Origin of the sequence: uncultured Microscilla sp. (genome assembly GCF_947493425.1) — a bacterium.
Lineage (GTDB): Bacteria > Bacteroidota > Bacteroidia > Cytophagales > Microscillaceae > Microscilla.
Genome location: NZ_CANLRP010000068.1, coordinates 1 through 17,747, shown reverse-complemented (window position 1 = coordinate 17,747; position 17,747 = coordinate 1). Strand labels below are relative to the sequence as shown.

General features: G+C 42.1%; 11 protein-coding genes. 7 read left to right on the top strand and 4 right to left on the bottom strand.

Features of this window, described 5'->3' with window-relative positions; all coding sequences use genetic code 11:
* Positions 1-10: 10 nt before the first annotated feature.
* The 3 genes from Q0954_RS17490 to Q0954_RS17480 form a co-directional block, all read right to left on the bottom strand.
* Positions 11-1,255, bottom strand: coding sequence for a hypothetical protein (locus tag Q0954_RS17490; RefSeq protein ID WP_299458790.1), 1,245 nt, complete (start codon positions 1,253-1,255; stop codon positions 11-13).
* 102 nt (positions 1,256-1,357) lie between these two features.
* On the bottom strand, positions 1,358-2,629 hold the full coding sequence (locus Q0954_RS17485; RefSeq protein WP_299458789.1) for a hypothetical protein: 1,272 nt from the start codon (positions 2,627-2,629) through the stop codon (positions 1,358-1,360).
* Positions 2,630-2,880: 251 nt separating this feature from the next.
* The gene (locus Q0954_RS17480; RefSeq protein WP_299458788.1) at positions 2,881-3,747 is read right to left on the bottom strand and encodes a hypothetical protein; all 867 of its coding nucleotides are present in this window, start codon (positions 3,745-3,747) and stop codon (positions 2,881-2,883) included.
* 207 nt (positions 3,748-3,954) lie between these two features.
* On the opposite strand from Q0954_RS17480, the gene Q0954_RS17475 reads away from it, so the two are divergent.
* The 3 genes from Q0954_RS17475 (at position 3,955) to Q0954_RS17465 (ending at position 7,021) form a co-directional block, all read left to right on the top strand.
* Positions 3,955-5,118: a TRAP transporter substrate-binding protein gene (locus tag Q0954_RS17475; RefSeq protein WP_299458787.1), complete on the top strand. Its 1,164-nt coding sequence runs from the start codon at positions 3,955-3,957 to the stop codon at positions 5,116-5,118.
* A 217-nt stretch (positions 5,119-5,335) separates the two neighbouring features.
* Positions 5,336-6,217 (top strand): hypothetical protein, encoded by an 882-nt coding sequence (locus Q0954_RS17470; protein WP_299458786.1) that lies wholly within the window; start codon positions 5,336-5,338, stop codon positions 6,215-6,217.
* 327 nt (positions 6,218-6,544) lie between these two features.
* Positions 6,545-7,021, top strand: a complete 477-nt coding sequence (locus Q0954_RS17465) for a DUF302 domain-containing protein (protein ID WP_299458785.1) — start codon at positions 6,545-6,547, stop codon at positions 7,019-7,021.
* A gap of 61 nt (positions 7,022-7,082) precedes the next feature.
* Here the strand turns inward: Q0954_RS17465 and Q0954_RS17460 are convergent, their stop codons facing one another.
* Positions 7,083-7,487: a 4-fold beta flower protein gene (locus tag Q0954_RS17460; RefSeq protein WP_299458784.1), complete on the bottom strand. Its 405-nt coding sequence runs from the start codon at positions 7,485-7,487 to the stop codon at positions 7,083-7,085.
* Between the two features lie 376 nt (positions 7,488-7,863).
* On the opposite strand from Q0954_RS17460, the gene Q0954_RS17455 reads away from it, so the two are divergent.
* The 4 genes from Q0954_RS17455 (at position 7,864) to Q0954_RS17440 (ending at position 17,338) form a co-directional block, all read left to right on the top strand.
* Positions 7,864-9,441 carry a long-chain-fatty-acid--CoA ligase gene (locus tag Q0954_RS17455; RefSeq protein ID WP_299458783.1) on the top strand — a complete coding sequence of 526 codons (1,578 nt, stop codon included), beginning with the start codon at positions 7,864-7,866 and terminating at the stop codon, positions 9,439-9,441.
* A 75-nt stretch (positions 9,442-9,516) separates the two neighbouring features.
* Positions 9,517-10,413, top strand: coding sequence for a TauD/TfdA family dioxygenase (locus tag Q0954_RS17450; RefSeq protein WP_299458782.1), 897 nt, complete (start codon positions 9,517-9,519; stop codon positions 10,411-10,413).
* Positions 10,414-10,421: 8 nt separating this feature from the next.
* A complete protein-coding gene (locus Q0954_RS17445) occupies positions 10,422-10,961 on the top strand; it encodes an FcoT family thioesterase (protein ID WP_299458781.1) in 540 nt (179 codons plus the stop codon).
* Between the two features lie 209 nt (positions 10,962-11,170).
* Positions 11,171-17,338: a non-ribosomal peptide synthetase gene (locus Q0954_RS17440; protein WP_299458780.1), complete on the top strand. Its 6,168-nt coding sequence runs from the start codon at positions 11,171-11,173 to the stop codon at positions 17,336-17,338.
* Positions 17,339-17,747 lie beyond the last annotated feature (409 nt).

Genomic DNA, 17,747 nt, shown 5'->3' with positions numbered 1-17,747 from the left:
GTGTCTCAATTTATTTCTTCTGGGCAAGCATCAGGTTAGAGTTTCCCTTGAGGTACTGGTAACCAATGCCAAAGGGAAGTTCTTTTACCGGATACCCTTTTTTATAGGCTTGGTTCAGGTCTTGTTGGTAATGATGGCGAAACAGTTTGATAGGTCCGGCGTAGCGCCCAAACAGGGTAATGTTCCAGTGGTTGTCTTGGGTAAAGTTTTTAAACGCCATGCCTGAATCGTCTTGTAACACAAACTTAGATTGATTGAGAATCAGATTACGGATCGTACTAAAACCAGCTCCATACATAAGGTAAGACGCCGACTTCAGGTAAGTAGCCTGTGGCTTTAGACTTTGAATGTATTGCTTGAGGTCGTTGCGTTGTGCCAGCCCACCCAAGCCTCTGTAAGGCGAGTTAGACAGATTAACCCCAAAGAAATACAACGTTTTGGGGGTGTTGTCACCTTCCTTATGAAAACTCAGCTTAGTACCATAATAAACGCTTTTGTTGTGCACAGTTTCAAGATTGGCGTCTACCGGAGCAAGGGTGCCATCCTGATTTATCTTCACTTTTTCATAGTTCAATATCCGGTGCCCGGTGCGTGCCATAAAAATCATAATTGCGGGCAAAGTACCATCAATACGCTTGTCTATTCGTCCGTTGAAATCTACATCCATAGACTTGGTAATAAAAAAACTGTACTTAAGCACAGCGTATAATGCGCGTTCCAACCCTTTGTAATAAACTTCGGGCGAGTGTACACTAATGTTTTCCATATCGGGCAAGTTACCAATGGGTTCAAGCCCCATCATTACAATCTTGGTAAGCTTAGGAAAAAACGTGCTGGCATGCAAAAAGTCAGGCCCACTAAAGGGGTAAAACAACAACCCAGCTTCGGCATTGGGAGCCTGTAAGTATTTTTTTTGCCACTCCATCATTGTGGGGCGTTTTTCTTTCAAAATCTTTTCCCAGATTTTATCTGCTACTTGCTGATACTTTTTCCACGCTTCATTTTCGTGGTGTTTGGCAAGCTGGCTTCCTTCTTCGGCAGGTAATCCGGCAAGCAGGCGCGCCAAATCATTAAATTGACGGTCTACCGGTTTCAGGTCAGGCTTGGTTGCTGTTTGTGTGCTTGTGCCTGTGGTGTCAGTAGTAGTACTGGTGTCCTGAGTGGTTGTATTGTCTTTTTTGGTGCCGCTCTGACAGCCCGAAATCAGGGCTACCCAAATCAATAACAAGTAACCTATAAGCGTGTTTTTAAGCATTCTGATTAGTAAATAAAATGATGATAAATGAACAAAGCCACGGTTATATGTGCATATAACCGTGGCTGTAGTATATAATGTCTTTTAGAACAGTATACTTGATTATTTTTTCTCGGCAAGCATCAGGTTCGAGGTACCCTTACGGTATTGATACCCTATACCAAACGGCAACGGCTTTACATTGTTACCACTACCACTGCGATATGCTTTGCGCAAAGCTGCCTGATAACGGTTGCGAAACAAAGGAATAGGTCCGGCATAAGCCCCAAAGAAGGTAAGGTTCCACTTGCTGCGGTCTACATAACGCAACGCCATGCCTGAGTCATCCTGTAAGAAATATTTTGATTGATTTAATATGATATTGCGAATAATGCTAAAGGTCTCGCGGTGCATCAGGTAAGACGCCGACTTGATGTAGGTAGTGGTAATGTCAAGGCTTTTTAAGAACTTACGAAAATCAGAACGGTCTTCTAATCCTTTTCTTACCAAACCACTGCGGCTGCTGTAAGGGCTGTTTTGTAAGTTGGCAGCAAAATAAAACAAGGTCTTTTTCTCGTTGGGCTTATCTTCGTGGCGATAAGTAAGTTTGGTACCATAATATACCTTTCTGCCCGTAGCTTCGCTGGCAGCAATCAATTCGCCCTCTTCATTTACTGCTACTTTTTCATAATACAATACCCGGTGTTTAGTGCGTGACATAAACAGCATAAGCACAGGCAAGGTACCATCTATATCGGCGGTCACTTTTCCGGTAAAATCTTTTGCCATAGCAATGGTACGAAAAAAGCTTAACTTAAGAATGGTGTACAAGCTACGTTGCAAACCATTGAAGTAACCATTCAATGATTTATTCGCAACTTTGTCCATGTCGGGGTAGTTGCCAATAGGCTCAAGTCCTATCATCACTATTTTTTCGGCTCCCGGAAAAAGCGTGTTGGCGTGCAAAAAATCAGGGCCACTAAAAGGGTAAAACAGGGTGCCCTTGGCGTCGTTTTGGGTTTTTAGTGCCTCTTTGCTCCATTTAGACATGGTGGGTACCTTTTGGGTTAAAATACCGCTCCAGGTATTATTGGCAGTATTGGCATACTGTTGCCACGCCTTGGTTTGGTGGTATTTGGCATATTTACTTCCCTCTTCGGCAGGCAATCCAGCCAGCAAACGGGCAAGATCGTTATATTGTCGGTCTTCGCGGGTTTCGGTGGTATTCAACAAGTTTTTTGACTCATTGTTGTTTTGGTTGTCATTACTCTTGGTAGTATCAACATTGGTTTGGGCAGTGTCATTGTTAGTAGTTGTAGTATTGTTGTTGTTTTTACCGTTGCCACTGCAACTGCTTAGCATAGGAATAGCCAAAGCTATGATGGCGTATTTCAAAAGTTTTAACCCTATCATGTACCGTATAAAACGTTTGTTTTTCATGTTGAGAGAAAGTAAAATGAATGAAGATTGTAAAAAATGCATTTGTTGGTATTTTCAACCAAATTCAAGTATGCGAAGGTAAGCTTTTAGCCTGAAGTACACAAAAGAGGCTAAAAAAATATACATTTTAGCTTTGTGGTCATTGGGTAGCACTCTGGTAGTGCAGGTTTTTTTTAGAGGAACAAAGCAGTGTTGCCAACCAGTTTCTACTGATTAGACTCAGCACCAGCTTCCTTTGCTTTCTTTTTCTTAGACTTCTTTTTATAGTTTTTACCCACTTTTTTAGGGATAGAAATCACCTGGTTGTTAATAATCACGGTCGTGTTTTTCTTGCGTTTTTTCAATGTTTTTAGCTTAGAACGCAACCCTGAGTTTTTGAGAATGTTTCTCAACTCTTGCTTACGGTCTACTTTTTTGGTGGTAGTGGTGTGGGTGACTATCTTGTTTTTTCGGGTAGTTATTTCTACTACCTTTACTGGAGGCTGTGGAGTAGGAGGCGGGGGCACATATTTGGGGATCAAACGAGGCGAAGGCTTGCCACCTACGGCACCTTGCATTGCCCTTACGCTTACCAAGTCGAACCCTGGTGACGCCCCTCTGGTGTCTAACCCCATAATTTTGACCGCTATTACAGGTTTTTTAAATCCAATATCAGCAAGGTCAAATGAGGTCACCTTATCGTCTTTTGCCCTGCCCAAATAAGTGAATTTTTTGCCATCACTGCTTACCCAAACCGCTGCCTGGTCTCCAGCACGTCCTACTTCCTCAATAAACAAATCGTCTTGGTTGGGGGCATCAATAATGGTATTATCTGTAAAACCTACAATGATATAACTCCCTTTGGGCAAACTCACAAACTTGGTATTATTCCCCAGCACTCCCCTGGGGTCCATAAACAGAGGATAACGATCACCGTCTCCCCCATAAAATTGATTATACTTAGGGTTGGCATGGCTATAGTAAGCATCCAGTATCACGTCTGCATACGCTCTCTCTTCCTGTGCCTGAGTGGGCATAGCCAGAGAAAATAAAGAAATAAAAAGACTCAGCGTCCAAAATATATTCATTGCCATAGTATTGCCAAATATTTGCGACAGGATACATAATTTAATCAAAAGACAGCCTAAAGCCAACCAGAGACGCATGTTTGTCCATAAAATCAATGGTTGGGCAAGCTATATAATTGCTCTAACGTGGGCTGGCCCGATTTGTAAACGTGTTAGATTACATATATCTTGCGTTGATACATCAAGACCTCAAAGTTTTTGGATAAACCGTCGATGAATAAAGAAAACTCCCCAAACAAAAAGCAACCGCTACAGAATAGGCGCGATTTTTTGAAAAAAAGCTCCGTGGTGACTTTAGCAGCCGCTTCGGGCGCTATTTTGCTCAATGGTTGCAATACTGTGACCGAAAAAGCCAAAACAGTTAATATTCAGCCCACATCTGCCAAAAAATACCAATGGAGAATGGTGACCACCTGGCCACCTAAGTTTCCAGTGTTGGGCGAAGGACTGGAGATGATGGCAAAATGGATAAAAGATGCTTCTGCCGGAAGGCTCGATATAAAAGTGTATGGGGCAGGCGAGCTTATACCACCCCTGGAGTGCTTTGATGCAGTGCGTTCAGGTGGGGCACAAATTGCCAGTGGGGTGTCTTATTATTGGTCGGGTAAAATACCCGCTGCCCAGTTTTTTGCTGCGTTGCCCTTTGGTATGAATGCCCAACAAACCAACGCATGGGTAATGAATGGGGGAGGGCTTAAGCTATGGGAAGATTTATATGCCGAATATGGTTTGGTGCCCTTTGCGGGAGGAAACACTGGGGTACAAATGGGAGGCTGGTTTCGTAAAGAATTGAAAGGGTTAGAAGACCTCAAAGGCTTAAAAATGCGCATGCCGGGACTGGGGGGCAAAGTATTGGCCAAAACTGGGGCTACTGCAGTATTGGTGCCTGCCACCGAGTTATATACTAACCTAGAGCGAGGGGTGATTGATGCGACTGAGTGGATAGGCCCTTACCACGACTATAACATGGGGTTTTATAACGTAGCAAAATACTATTATTATCCAGGTTGGCACGAGCCAGGGCCTATGTTAGAACTGTTTGCCAATCAGAAGGCTTTTAACGAACTACCGCTCGATTTGCGAGAGATTTTGCGTAGTGCCTCAAGCCGCTTGGCTATGTGGACGTTGGGTGAGTTTGAAGCGAAAAATAATACTTACTTGCAAAAACTAGTGAAAGAAAAAGGGGTGCAGCTTCGCAAGTATCCAGACGAAATTATGCAAACGCTCAAAAAATATTCAAAAGAAGTAGTAAACGAACTTGCCAACAAAGATGCCCGTACCAAAAAAATATTTGCCTCTTATGACAAGTTTCGCCAAGACATTATCGAGTGGTCTAAGGTAACCGAGCAGGCTTTTTACAGGGATATTCAGGGGTGAGTTTTACCACCAAATCGTTTTTACCTATAATCAATAAAGGTTATTACGAAAAATTTTTAAAGACTCAATGGATTGATAACGACTCATTTACTGACGATTTCTCAAAAAATAGTCGCTGCATTCATTCTTATGACAGGTTGCAATCCTTGTAAACGGTCTTTGTCTAATGCACTGAATATCAATGCCTGTAATTTTTCGTAATAATGTCTAATTCACAATGAATAAAATACTATTGTCACTTATGCTAGTGGGCTATAGTGCCTTATTGGGCGCCCAGCCCGCTACCCAAATATATTTGGCCAAAATAAAAATAAAGGCCACCTCGACAAAATTGGGGGTGCCCCAAAAAATATCAAAGTTTACCGGGTACAACAATCAACCTATGTTTTCGCCCAATGGCAAAACGCTTTATTATACTGCCAACCAAGGCGGTAAACAGACCGATATATTTGCTTACAAAGTAAAATCAGGCAAAACCATTCAACTCATTGACACCCCCACCAGCGAATACTCGCCTACGATTACTCCCGATGGCAAACACTTTTCTTGTATTATGGTAGAGCCTGACGGTACCCAACGCCTTTGGAAGTACCCCCTAAAAAGTGACAAAAAAAACACGCCTCAGTTAATGCTCAAGTCTGTCAAACCAGTAGGTTACCATCTGTGGGTAAACAGCGGTGAGCTGGTACTTTTTGTATTAGGAGCCAAAGATCAACCTCATCATTTGCAGTTGGCGTCGTTGCAGGCAGACCAAGGCGAAACGCTTGCTACAGACATTGGACGCTGCTTTGGTTATGTGCCTCAGCGCAAGCATGCCATTAGTTTTGTGCACAAACCCAAAAACAAACAATGGAAAATTAAACAGCTCGACACAAAGACTAAAAAAATAACCTCTATAGTCCCCACACTCAAGGGCAGTGAAGACTATGTATGGACCAAAAAAGAAGGGGTCATTATGGGGCAGGGAACAAAGCTATATATTTGGAAAAAAGACAAGGGTTGGAAGCTCTTTGCTAACTTGAAGGGCACTGGCATCAAAAAAATTACCCGGCTTGCCATCAACCCTGCCAATAGTTTGTTGGCTATAGTTGGTGAATAAAAGCAGGTAATAATAAACTATTTTGCCCAAAATGGTGTTATTCTTATGATACCCTACGGTTAAAATATACAATACTCCGCAGTGATTTTAGTCAAAGTTGTTTGCTGGTTATTAGGCATTTATGAATTTAAAAACTATTTAATTGGGTGTTTAGGCATAAAACCGAAACACTTTTAAAAATAAAGTGAGTACACAATCTTAATATAAAATACTGGTTTACAGCATTTAACAAGGTGAACATTTACTCGAATCAGCTATGGACTATTGACTAAATACTATGGACTATTGAATATACCCAAAGCTGTATTTAAATATAAATAAGACCCAATGAAGCATATCAATAAAATACTCTTGCTGTTGTCGCTGTTTTTAGTGGCGGCAGGCTTTGAGATAAAACACCCCAACACCCCTGCTACTGGTTTGATCAACAAAGAAAGCCCTTACAGCGTGCAAGAAACTACGGCACGAATGGTGAAAATTTTGAAAAAGAAGGGGTTAAAAGTTTTCAACGTAATCAACCACGCCGAAGGAGCCAAAAACGCAGGAATGGACTTGCGACCTACTACCGTAATTGTATTTGGTAACCCCAAAGTAGGCACCCAGCTTATGCAATGCGATCAACGTGTAGGTCTTGCTCTGCCAATGAAATTGTTGGTATGGGAAAACAAAGCAGGCAAGGCAATGATGGGGTATACTGATCCAATAGAACTCAAAGAGAAGTTTGACCTGAAAGATTGTAGCGGTGTATTGGGTAAAATGCAAAATGCCCTCGATAAACTTACCAATGCTGCTTTAAGCAAATAAAAGTAAGTTGATAGAAAAAATAAAAGCCCTTGATATAGCCCAATATCAAGGGTTTACTGCTTTAGTCCTCTACTCCTCTCAGAAAACTTTCGATAGATACCCATCCATAAATTTGTAAATCCATCAACACGCTTTTTATTGCTTTATCTGATCTCACGGCAAGCTCTAGTTTCTCTAAAGCTTCAGGCACAAAGGCAGCAATGTATTTTTGACGATTGTATAAAATGCCCTCTCTGAAAAAACCTAAATGATTGCCATCCATGTCGTATACATCCATTGCATCAGTATTATTGTTCACAATAAGGTAGGCCACTTGTTGTTGGTTTTTATACAAATACAATGCATTGCTCAGGGTAACATAAGCCACTTTTTTACCTGCTTTGTTCCACAACACCGTTTTTTTAGTTTGCGCCTGCGTAGCAATTCCCCAGCCTATCAGCATACAAATCAATAAGAGCTTTTTCATGAAATAGTTTTTCTTTGGGTGAACCTTAAAGTACAAAAAAAGAACTTGCCTTAAAAGATAAGAAGTAGCCATGGCACAAGTAAAGTTGAGTGACCTACCCACTGTCTGCCTGGGTTAAGTTTTTTTACAAAAAAGTACAGAAAAAAATATCTCTAAAATCTTGTCAGAGCAGCTTTTGAATTTGAAATAATCAAAGCTTTTGTTTTATTTTTCAATGAATTTCTGGAGAATTCTTATCGGTTAGATGACAATCCTAGGGGTTTAGTCTTAGCTTGCACAGTCAAAATTAAAGTAAAACAAATGCAAATGATCTTTGTAGGTACTGTCTAAAATGCAATAAACATATCTACAAACTTGTTTATTATCTAAATTATTTATGAACCCTGATTTTCAGACACTATCTGACCTGAGTGCAAAACAGGCTGCCCAAATACCTAATGAGGTTGCTCTTATTTATGAGGATGAGTTGTATACGTATGCCCAGCTGGAACAAAATGCAAACCGTGTGGCTCAAGGCTTGTTACAATTGGGTTTACTGCCTCAAACCAGAGTAGCTATTTTGGCCAAAGATAGCCTGGCTAGTTATGAAATTCTATTTGGTTGTGCCAAATCAAAAACGGTTTTAGTAACCATCAACTGGCGATTGGTAGCCCAAGAAGCATTGTTTATTCTAAACGATAGTCAAACTGAGGTGCTGTTTGTGGGTAAGGAGTTTTTACCCCTGATTGAGCAAATCAAACCTGATTTACAAAATGTAAAAACGATCATTTCTATAGAACAGCCTGATGCTTCTATGGAATACAGAGATTATACCTCATGGAAAAACCAACATTCTAATCATTCACCAGGGTTGGACTACCTCCCTGAGGATGTAGCGGTACAGATTTATACCAGTGGAACCACTGGCTTGCCCAAAGGTGTGCAACTAGCGCACTATAGCTTTTTTAGACTCATGAAAGGGATGCGGGCTCAAGGAGATGCCTGGATGAATCTGAACGCTCAAGATACTTTGTTGCTATCTTTGCCTATGTTTCATATTGGAGGACTCTGGTGGACTATTCAAGGGATGATTGTGGGTGGCAGAGGCACAGTGTTGAGCACTTTTGTGCCCTGGCGAGCACTTGAACTCATTGAGCAATACCAAATTACGAAAGTAGCCATGGTACCCGCCATGATTCAGTTTTGTATGGCAGAGCCTACTTTTGAAACTACCAATTTTTCTTCAGTACAAGGATTTTTGTACGGCGGTTCTCCGATTGCGCCTGCTTTGTTGCGTCAGGCAATGGATGCCTTGCAATGTGGTTTTTTCCAGATTTATGGCATGACCGAAACCGGTAATATGGCGGTGTGCTTACGCCCCGAAGACCACGATTTGTCTAATGAAGCCCGTCTAAAAGCGGCTGGAAAACCTTTGCCAGGAGTAGAAGTGAAAATAACGAACGCTCAAGGCGAGTCTTTACCCGCTAATCAGATTGGTGAAATTCACCTTAAATCCCCGTCAAGAATGATTGGCTACTGGAACCGTGACGAAGCCACTAAAAAAACTTTAGTAGATGGCTGGATAAGCACTGGTGATGCAGGTTATCAGGACGAAAAAGGGTACATTTTTGTATGCGATCGGGTCAAAGATATGATCATTTATGCTGGAGAAAACTTGTTTCCGGCCGAGATAGAAGCCGCACTGAGCGAACACGAGGCCATAGAAGAAGTAGCAGTGATTGGCATACCCAGCGAACAATGGGGAGAAATACCTAAAGCTTTTATAGTACAAAAACCAGGTTACTCGCTTAAGAAGAGAGAAGTCCTCTCTTTTGCTAAAGAGAGAATGGCTGACTTTAAAGTTCCCCGGTCGGTAGAGTTTGTAGATAAACTACCGAGAAACCCCAGCGGAAAGGTATTAAAGAGAGTTTTGCGTGAGCCTTACTGGAACACCATGGGCAGGCAAGTAAACTAAGCAAGCCTACGAGTCTAAACATAAAACAGCTTATTTGACAATTTTTGTATCACAATATAATTAACTATTCTAACAATGTTAACTACCTCTTCTTTTAAAATTGAAGATGCTGCCGAGGGACAAATCGGTGGTACTATTACGGGCATAGATGTTACCCAGTTGGCTTATGATGCGCCTGAACTTGAAGAAATTCGCCAGGCGATTTATCGTAACAAGTTAATCGTAATTAAGGGGCAAAATATGGGTGAGCAACCTGCCGATTACGTAGAGTTTACCCGTAAACTAGGCACGCCTCAAGTCTATTTTCAGGAAAACTACCATCACCCCGAATTTCCCGAAGTTTTTGTGTCTTCTAATATCAACAAAGAAGGAGAAAAAGTAGGAGTAGCAGGTACTGGCAAGTATTGGCACACCGACTGTCAGTTTGAGCAAAAACCATTGTCGTTTACTTCTATCACGCCTGTGGTAATTCCAAATACCGTGCGCGCTACTTACTACATAGACATGCACAAAGTGTATGAAAACCTGCCAGCCGATCTTAAGGCATTGGTCGAAGGGGCAACAATGATTCATGGCGGCAACAACCGTTACAAAGTGCAGCCTTGTGATATTGACAAGTCTATCCAGCAGTTGATTGATTACATGAATGAGATTGTGCCACCAGTAGAGCACCCTGCTGTTATTGAGCACCCGGTTAATGGAGACAAAATATTGTATATGAGCAGTGGCTTCACAATGAAGATTAAAGGGCTTACTTATGAAGAAAACGAACAGGCGATGAAAGCTTTGTTTGATTTTATTGAGCAAGAAAAACACATCCATACCCACTCCTGGGATGCGGGCGATTTGATTATTTGGGACAATCGTTATTTGTTACACATGTCTTCCAGCATTCCGGCGGGCGAAAAAAGCAAAAGTTACCGAATTGGTATCTATGACAATCACCCTTTTTATGTTGGACTTGAAAAATAATGATCCCAATGCAAAATTTAGAAATTACGAACATCAGGCAAAATAATCTACGTACACGCATTGAAGATGGCTTTGTTCAAAAAGTAATGAAGCCATACCGAACGAATGCTGCTTATTTACAGTCGGCTGAGTTTGTGCAGCAACCAGGTCAAGGACTGTCAGGATTAACAATGGAAGGGGTTTTCAACATTCCTGAGTCTTGTTACATTGACGATACTGGGCATTTTAATGCTGTGGAATACAATATTTGTTACAATCAATTGGGGTATGTTTTTTTGGGGCATTGCATCAAAAATGGACTAATCCCTGACTTGACCGCCTATGATGAGGACACTTTTTTTGAGAAGCAATTGTCTAACATCTTAATTGTGAAGATTGCTTCTAATTATAAAAAGCCCATCAACCCCAAGAAGTTTTACGGAACTTATGGGGTCAAATCTACCACCTACAAATCCAAGTGTATTTTCCTGAATACTTATTGTAATTTTTATGATGATAATGAAGGTAAATCGCAAGGAGAGGTAATGCTGGCGATTTTGCACCCATAAGCAAACAAATTCCACAATTTATGGTAGTAAAAAGATTTCCTGACAGATCAGACACTGTCAGGAAGCCTTTTTATTTGTCAGTAATAACCATTGTTTGGTTTTTCTTTTCTGGGAAAAACAGTCAATGGAAAAACGGCATCCATACCACAAGTTCAATATTAGCCCTACATACACACCCTTTATAAAAAAAGCATATTCATAGATCATTTATGATAGTTTCAAATATTTTAGATGAAATCCGCCAAGCTACCGAGGCAGACATTCGTCCATTACTGACTGAATTTATCAGAGCGTCGCTGGTTGATTTTTTAGAATTAGACGACATAGAAGAGGTTGTTCCAAGTCAATCCTTTGCCGACTTAGGCACCGATTCAATGCAAGCTACCGAGTTTAAGTTGTTTTTGGAAAAACAGCTGGATTGTAAACTCAAAACCACTGTGTTGCTTGACTACCCTACTACCGATCTGTTGGTAGAGTTTTTGGCAACCGAAGTGTTAGATATTCAACAAGAAACAGTGGCAACCGCAAGCGATGAAAGCCCCGATCAAGCCGATTTGCTGGCAATTGTAGCCTTGACTGGCACCTACCCTGGTGCAGAGAATATAGAGGCACTTTGGGACAACGTAGCCAGTGGTAAGCAAATAGTATTTGAGGAGGTACCAGGTGCCAACGGTTATGGTTATGGACGTATCAAGCCTCCTAAAAGTGAGGATGTGCTTGAATTTTTGAAATTTAGTAAGAGAGAATATGCCCAGCTCAATCGTCAGGAAAAAATAGCTTATCAAACCATTACCAATGTGTTGAAAGACGCAGGGTTGACGCTTAAGGACTTGACCGGACGCACTACAGGAGTATATATGGGGGTGTCGGACTACAGAGACGAAGATCAAGAGTATTTGCCTAGTGATGTTCCCTTGCCCAATAAGGTGGCGTTTCATCTAAATTTGCTTGGTCCCAGCCATGTAACCAATGCTTTTTGTTCAAGTGTATATGTGGCATTGCACCAAGCCCTGGTAGCCATTGAGCGAGGAGAGTGTGAGCAAGCTTTGGTGGGAGGGTTTAACACCATCGCCGAAAAAGAATTTAAACGATTAGCAAATCATGAGTTTTGTAAGTTTTTTCTGAGCAAAGACAATTGCGTTCGTAGCTTTGGCGACCAGGCGACTGGATTTGCTCGAAGTGAAGGAGCGGGTCTTTTATTGATTAAACCTTTGAAACAAGCCCTCAGAGATAAAAATGAAGTACATGCCGTAATAAGAGGGAGTGCGGTATATCACGGAGGGCGAGGTTTTAATTTTAATGCGCCCAATGCCCGTGGAATTAAAAAAGCAATTTGGGAAAGTTTGAAAAAAGCGGGGTTATCTGCCGATGATATAGATTATATAGAAGCCCATGGCATTGGCAACTCTATGGCTGATGTAGCCGAAATAGGTGCCATAGAAGATGCTTATGTGGCAGCAAGTGAAAAAAACGATAAAACCTGGCAAATCAGTAGTATTAAACCTACTACTGGGCATCCCGAATATGCCGCTGGGCTTGCTTCTTTGATTAAAGCGGTGCAAGCCATGCGCCACCAAACCATTCCTGGTATTCCTGGGCTGGAAGCTGTCAACCCTGAAATTACTGAAGATTCCCGCTTGGTTTTACAGCGTGAACACAAGCCTTGGAAGCATCAGACAAACCCAAGACGGGTAGCCTTGTGTAGTTATGCTATAGGAGGAGTAAACGCCCAAATTATATTAGAAGAGTATCGCCCCGATGCTTTGCCAAAAAATGCCAAAAAGAGCACTAAAAACTTGGCAGTCAACAATGTATTGGCAAGTCAGCCTTCTACACCTATTCAGAGAACACCCGCCTCAATGATAGATTTGGTAAAAGAAGTGTTGGACTTGGATATGAACAAGCTCGACCTGCACCAACCCATCATGAATTATGGATTCGATTCTATTAAAGTGATGCAATTGGTGCGTCGTGCCAACGAAAAACTAGGCACCAAAATAAAGATGGGACAAGTAATGCGGGTGAACACCTTTCAAGAGTTTTTGGAATTGTATCAGCCCAAGGTGCAGTCTGACCAAGCAGCAGCTACTCAACCCATTGAGCAAACCCCTGTCCTGTTTACAGATTTAGTAAAAGAAGTACTCGGTTTGGATGTGCGCGAAATTGACCCCAACGACTCTATCCTAAGCTATGGCTTCGACTCCATCAAAGTGATGCAGTTGGTGCGCCGTGCCAACGAAAAACTAGGTACACAAGTGAAAATGGGTCAGGTAATGCGGGTAAATACTTTTCAGGAGTTTTTGAGCTTATTTGAACAAGATAGTGGCAAGCAAAATGCGGTTGCTCAAGTAGCCCTTTCTGATCAATTGCCTACGAAAGTGGAGTTACCGAGTGCAAGCCTGGAAGGAAAAACCTACCCTATTTCAGAAATGCAAAAAGGGATGTGGTTTATCCAAAAAATGGAGGCTGACTCTACCCGACTCAATGTGCCCATTTACTTTCATTGCCAAGAAAAAGTAGAGGCAGCTACTTTGTTGGCAGCTTTTGAAGCATTGCTAGAGAACAATCCCATCTTACGCACCTCGTTTAGACTCAACGACGCTGGAGACATTACCCACACGATTCACCCCACCCGCGATTGCCTCAACTTAGAGTTAATGACCCTGGAAGAAGAGCAAGACTTATTGGCTTTGGGCAAGTCGTTGCTTCGCCAACCTTTTGAGTTGGACAAACCTCCTTTGGCAAGGTTGTTTTTGATGACTAACCCCCACACCGGAGAACAACATGTGTTATTTATTGTCCACCATATTGTGATAGATGGCATGTCGGGAATATGGCTCATGCAAGAATACTGGAAGGCATACTTCCAGATCAAAAAAGGGGGTAAAGTAGACACCAGTAACCCCGATACTGCCTATTTTGATTTTGTGAAGTGGGAACAAAAATATGTGGAGAGCCAAGAGGGGTTGCAAGATAGACAGTGGTGGGTAAACCAATTGCAAAATATGCCAGAGGGCATCAACCTACCCTATGATGAGGTGAAATCACACGAAGATGTGATTGGTTCGGGTTGTGAAAAATTCTACATTAGAGGAACACAACTTAAGCAATTGAAACAGCTGGCAGCCGAGCGTCGAGTTAATTTCTCTACCCTGTTATTGGCTATTTTTAAGGTGTTTATTCATAAAATAAGCCAACAAGACAACTTGGCGGTAATTACCCCAGTACAAGGGCGTCCCTCAGAAAACTACGAGGACAGCATGGGGTGTTATATTAATATCATCATAACCAATACCCAAGTAGTTCCTCATCAGCCGTTTCAAAACTACCTTGAACAAGTGCGAGACAAGTTTATTGATGGTTTAGACTATTTGTTTTATCCTTTTGCCAAGGTAGTAGAGGGCATTGGGCTCAACCTAAGCCGCCGGGTAGAAGAAGCCAGGCTCAACCCTTTGTCTATTTCTTATACTTATCAAAATATATTTGATGGTTGGTTGGCTCTAGAAGATGAAATACAAAAAATTGAGCCCAATTATGACATTTTTCAGGAAGCAGGTGATAATTATGGTTTGGAAGTATACGATTGGAGAGATCATTTACAGCTCAACTTCAAATACAAAAAGAGCCTTTTTTATGCAGCAACCATTCAACATCACTTACAGTATTTTGGTCAATTGTTGGACGAAATTATTAGTCAGCCCACGCAATTAATCGGGAAGCTTCCAGCATTGCCCACAAGGGTAAAAAATGTGGAATATCCTATATTGCCAGATACCAGCGCAGATTATCCCAAGGACGAGTGTATTCATGATTTGTTGAAAGCAAATGTGGAGAAAAATCCGGAGCAACTTGCCGTGGTTGGTGCAGATGGGCAACTCACCTACCAAGAGCTCGACGCGCTAAGTGGTCAATTGGCTCACCAATTGGTAGCCGCAGGTGCTACCCCCGACTCCTTGGTAGGCGTGTGTTTACCTCGTTCGCTAGATATGATAGTGGCTGTTATGGGAATTATAAAGGCGGGAGCGGCTTATGTACCGTTGGATGCCGCCCACCCAGATGAGCGTTTGAATTACATGCTGGAAAATGCAGGCTTGAAATTATTGGTGACTTGTAGCCACCTGGAAACGCGCTTGAAGAAAGTAACCACTGTGCAGGATTGCCAGCTATTTTTTACCGATCGTTTAGAAAAAGATACAAGTGTGTCCTTTGAGCAGGCGCATCAGGTAGTAGCTTCAGATAGTTTGGCGTACATGATCTATACGTCTGGGTCTACCGGAAAACCCAAAGGGGTAATGGTGACTCATCGGGGGGTAATCAACCATAGTTTTTCTACCATTCGTCAATTTGGTTTTACTCCCGAAGACCGACTTCTTCAGTTTGCCAGCATTAGTTTTGACGTATTTGCCGAAGATGTATTTCCTACATTGATTGCTGGAGCTACATTGGTAGTGATGGAGGACGAAAAGTTTATTGACCCGATGTATGTAAAGCAAACGATGCAACAACACCAGGTTACATTGGTAAACTTCCCCACAGCTTATTGGCATACGCTTTCTTCGATGAATTTTCAGGATACCACCTTGCGTACCGTGTTGATTGGGGGAGAACAGGCTGAAATGGAGCATTACAAACAATGGCGGGAAAACAACCCTAATTTGCCCGTAATGAATACCTATGGCCCCACCGAGACCACTATTTCGGTAGCGTATTATCCTATGACCGAAACTACCACCAAGTTGCCCAACATTCCGATTGGACAACCTTATCAAAATACGCAATTGTATGTGTTGAACGAACAGCTTGAGCAATTGCCCGTGGGCGAAATAGGGGAGTTGTACATTGCCGGAGATGGAGTGACACGAGGCTATTGGAAAAATGAGGCATTGACTCAAGAGAAATTTGTTGATAATCCGTTTAACCCTGGTACACGCTTGTACAAATCGGGCGACAAAGCCCAATGGAATGCTGAAGGGCAGTTAGTATGCTTGGGCAGGGCAGATCAGCAGGTAAAAATTAGGGGGTTTCGTGTTGAGTTGGGCGAAATAGAACAGGTGTTGAGTGCCCACCCCTTAGTACTTCAGGCAGTAGTTGTAGCCCAAAAGATCAATCAAAACCAACAGCTAAAGGCATTTGTTACTTCCAAAGTGCAGGTAAAAGAGGAGGCATTAAATACTTACCTTAAGGAGCGTTTGCCCGAATATATGATTCCGGCGAACTTTGAGTTGGTAGATAAGTTTCCGTTGACGGTCAATGGTAAAGTAGACCGAAAAAAGCTGAGTGAAACCAAAAATATTTTGGCAAATAGCGCTACTACCCAAGTGACTTCAGAGGGCACACTTGACGAAGTAACCCAAGAACTCATCGCATTATGGCAAAGTAAATTAGGAGTGGCTCAAATAGGAATAGATGATAACTTTTTCGAAATAGGAGGGCATTCATTACTAGGCGTGCAGTTGGTACATTTAATGAATCAGCGTTGGAAGGGGAGCAACCTTCAAGTACTCGACCTCATGAAAAACCCTACTATTCGTGGGGTGGTTCAAAAAATCAGGGAAAGTGGCGTGCTTGATACAACTACAGTAGCTCAAAAAAGTAACAGAGGCAACAGTAGTCCTTACTTGATTACTTTGCGTCCCAGTATTCCTACTTTTATAGTGCCCGGAATGCCCGGATTGAGCGATAGCTACCTAGAGTTAGCCGAGAGTTTAGCGACCGATGGACCAGTATATGGTTTGCAAATGAAAGGCTTTGTGCAAGGAGAAGCTGCCCAAACTGTGCAAGAAATGGCGGCCCATAATATTGAATGCATTCAGCAAATTCATCCACAGGGTAAAATTAATTTGTATGCCCATAGTTATGGTGGCACTGTATTGTACGAAATGCTTCGCCAATTGCAAGGTACTGCTTTAGAAGTCAACGACATTGTATTGATGGACTGTGGATTGTTACCGAGTCAGGAAGAAAAGAGCCAATCTCCATTAAGCAAAGAGATGGTGAGTAGGTTTTGTAAGGTAATGTTAAGCAATGCTGGAGTCAACGATTCAACTGTTTTGGCTCAGGTAGATGCCCTCTTAGAAAACAATCCGTCAGCAAGCTGGAAGTCTAAAATGGTTGCCTTGTTTGTGCAGTTGAAAGTAGGAGGAGATGCGGCATTTTTAACCAAAATGTGGGAAGTGGTAGAAACCTCTTTAGCAGTAGACTATGCCTATGATGCACCTAAATGGGACTACACTATCAAATTTGTGATGGCAGAAGAGAGTGCAGCGTGGCTCGATGCACACACTTGGGATGATTATTATAAAAATGTAGAGGTAATCAAGGCTCAAGGTGGACACCACACGATGTTGAATAAAGAAAATTGCTTGAGTTGGTTGTAGGAGTGGTAGTCCCGCTCTTTCAAGCCTTCCAAAGGAGACTTGAAAGCTTGAATACATGGAAGTCACCCCGCTCTTTTAAGTCTTCCGAAGGAGACTTGAAAGTTTGAATACATGGAAGTCACCCCGCTCTTTTAAGTCTTCCGAAGGAGACTTGAAAGTTTGAATACATGGAAGTCTTCCGACTTCCTTTGTAGCAACCTTACATAGTACTTGACCAAAGACTGCATTTGCAGATTAAAAATCCTCGGAGTGCAAGCTCGGAGGAGAAGTTAGTAAACTTCTATTCATCAATGGTGTCAAGTCGCCCTGTGGGAAGACTTGACACAGCGGGGGTCTTCCGAAGGAGACTTGAAAGTTTGAATACATGGAAGTCTTCCGACTTCCTTTGTAGCAACCTTACATAGTACTT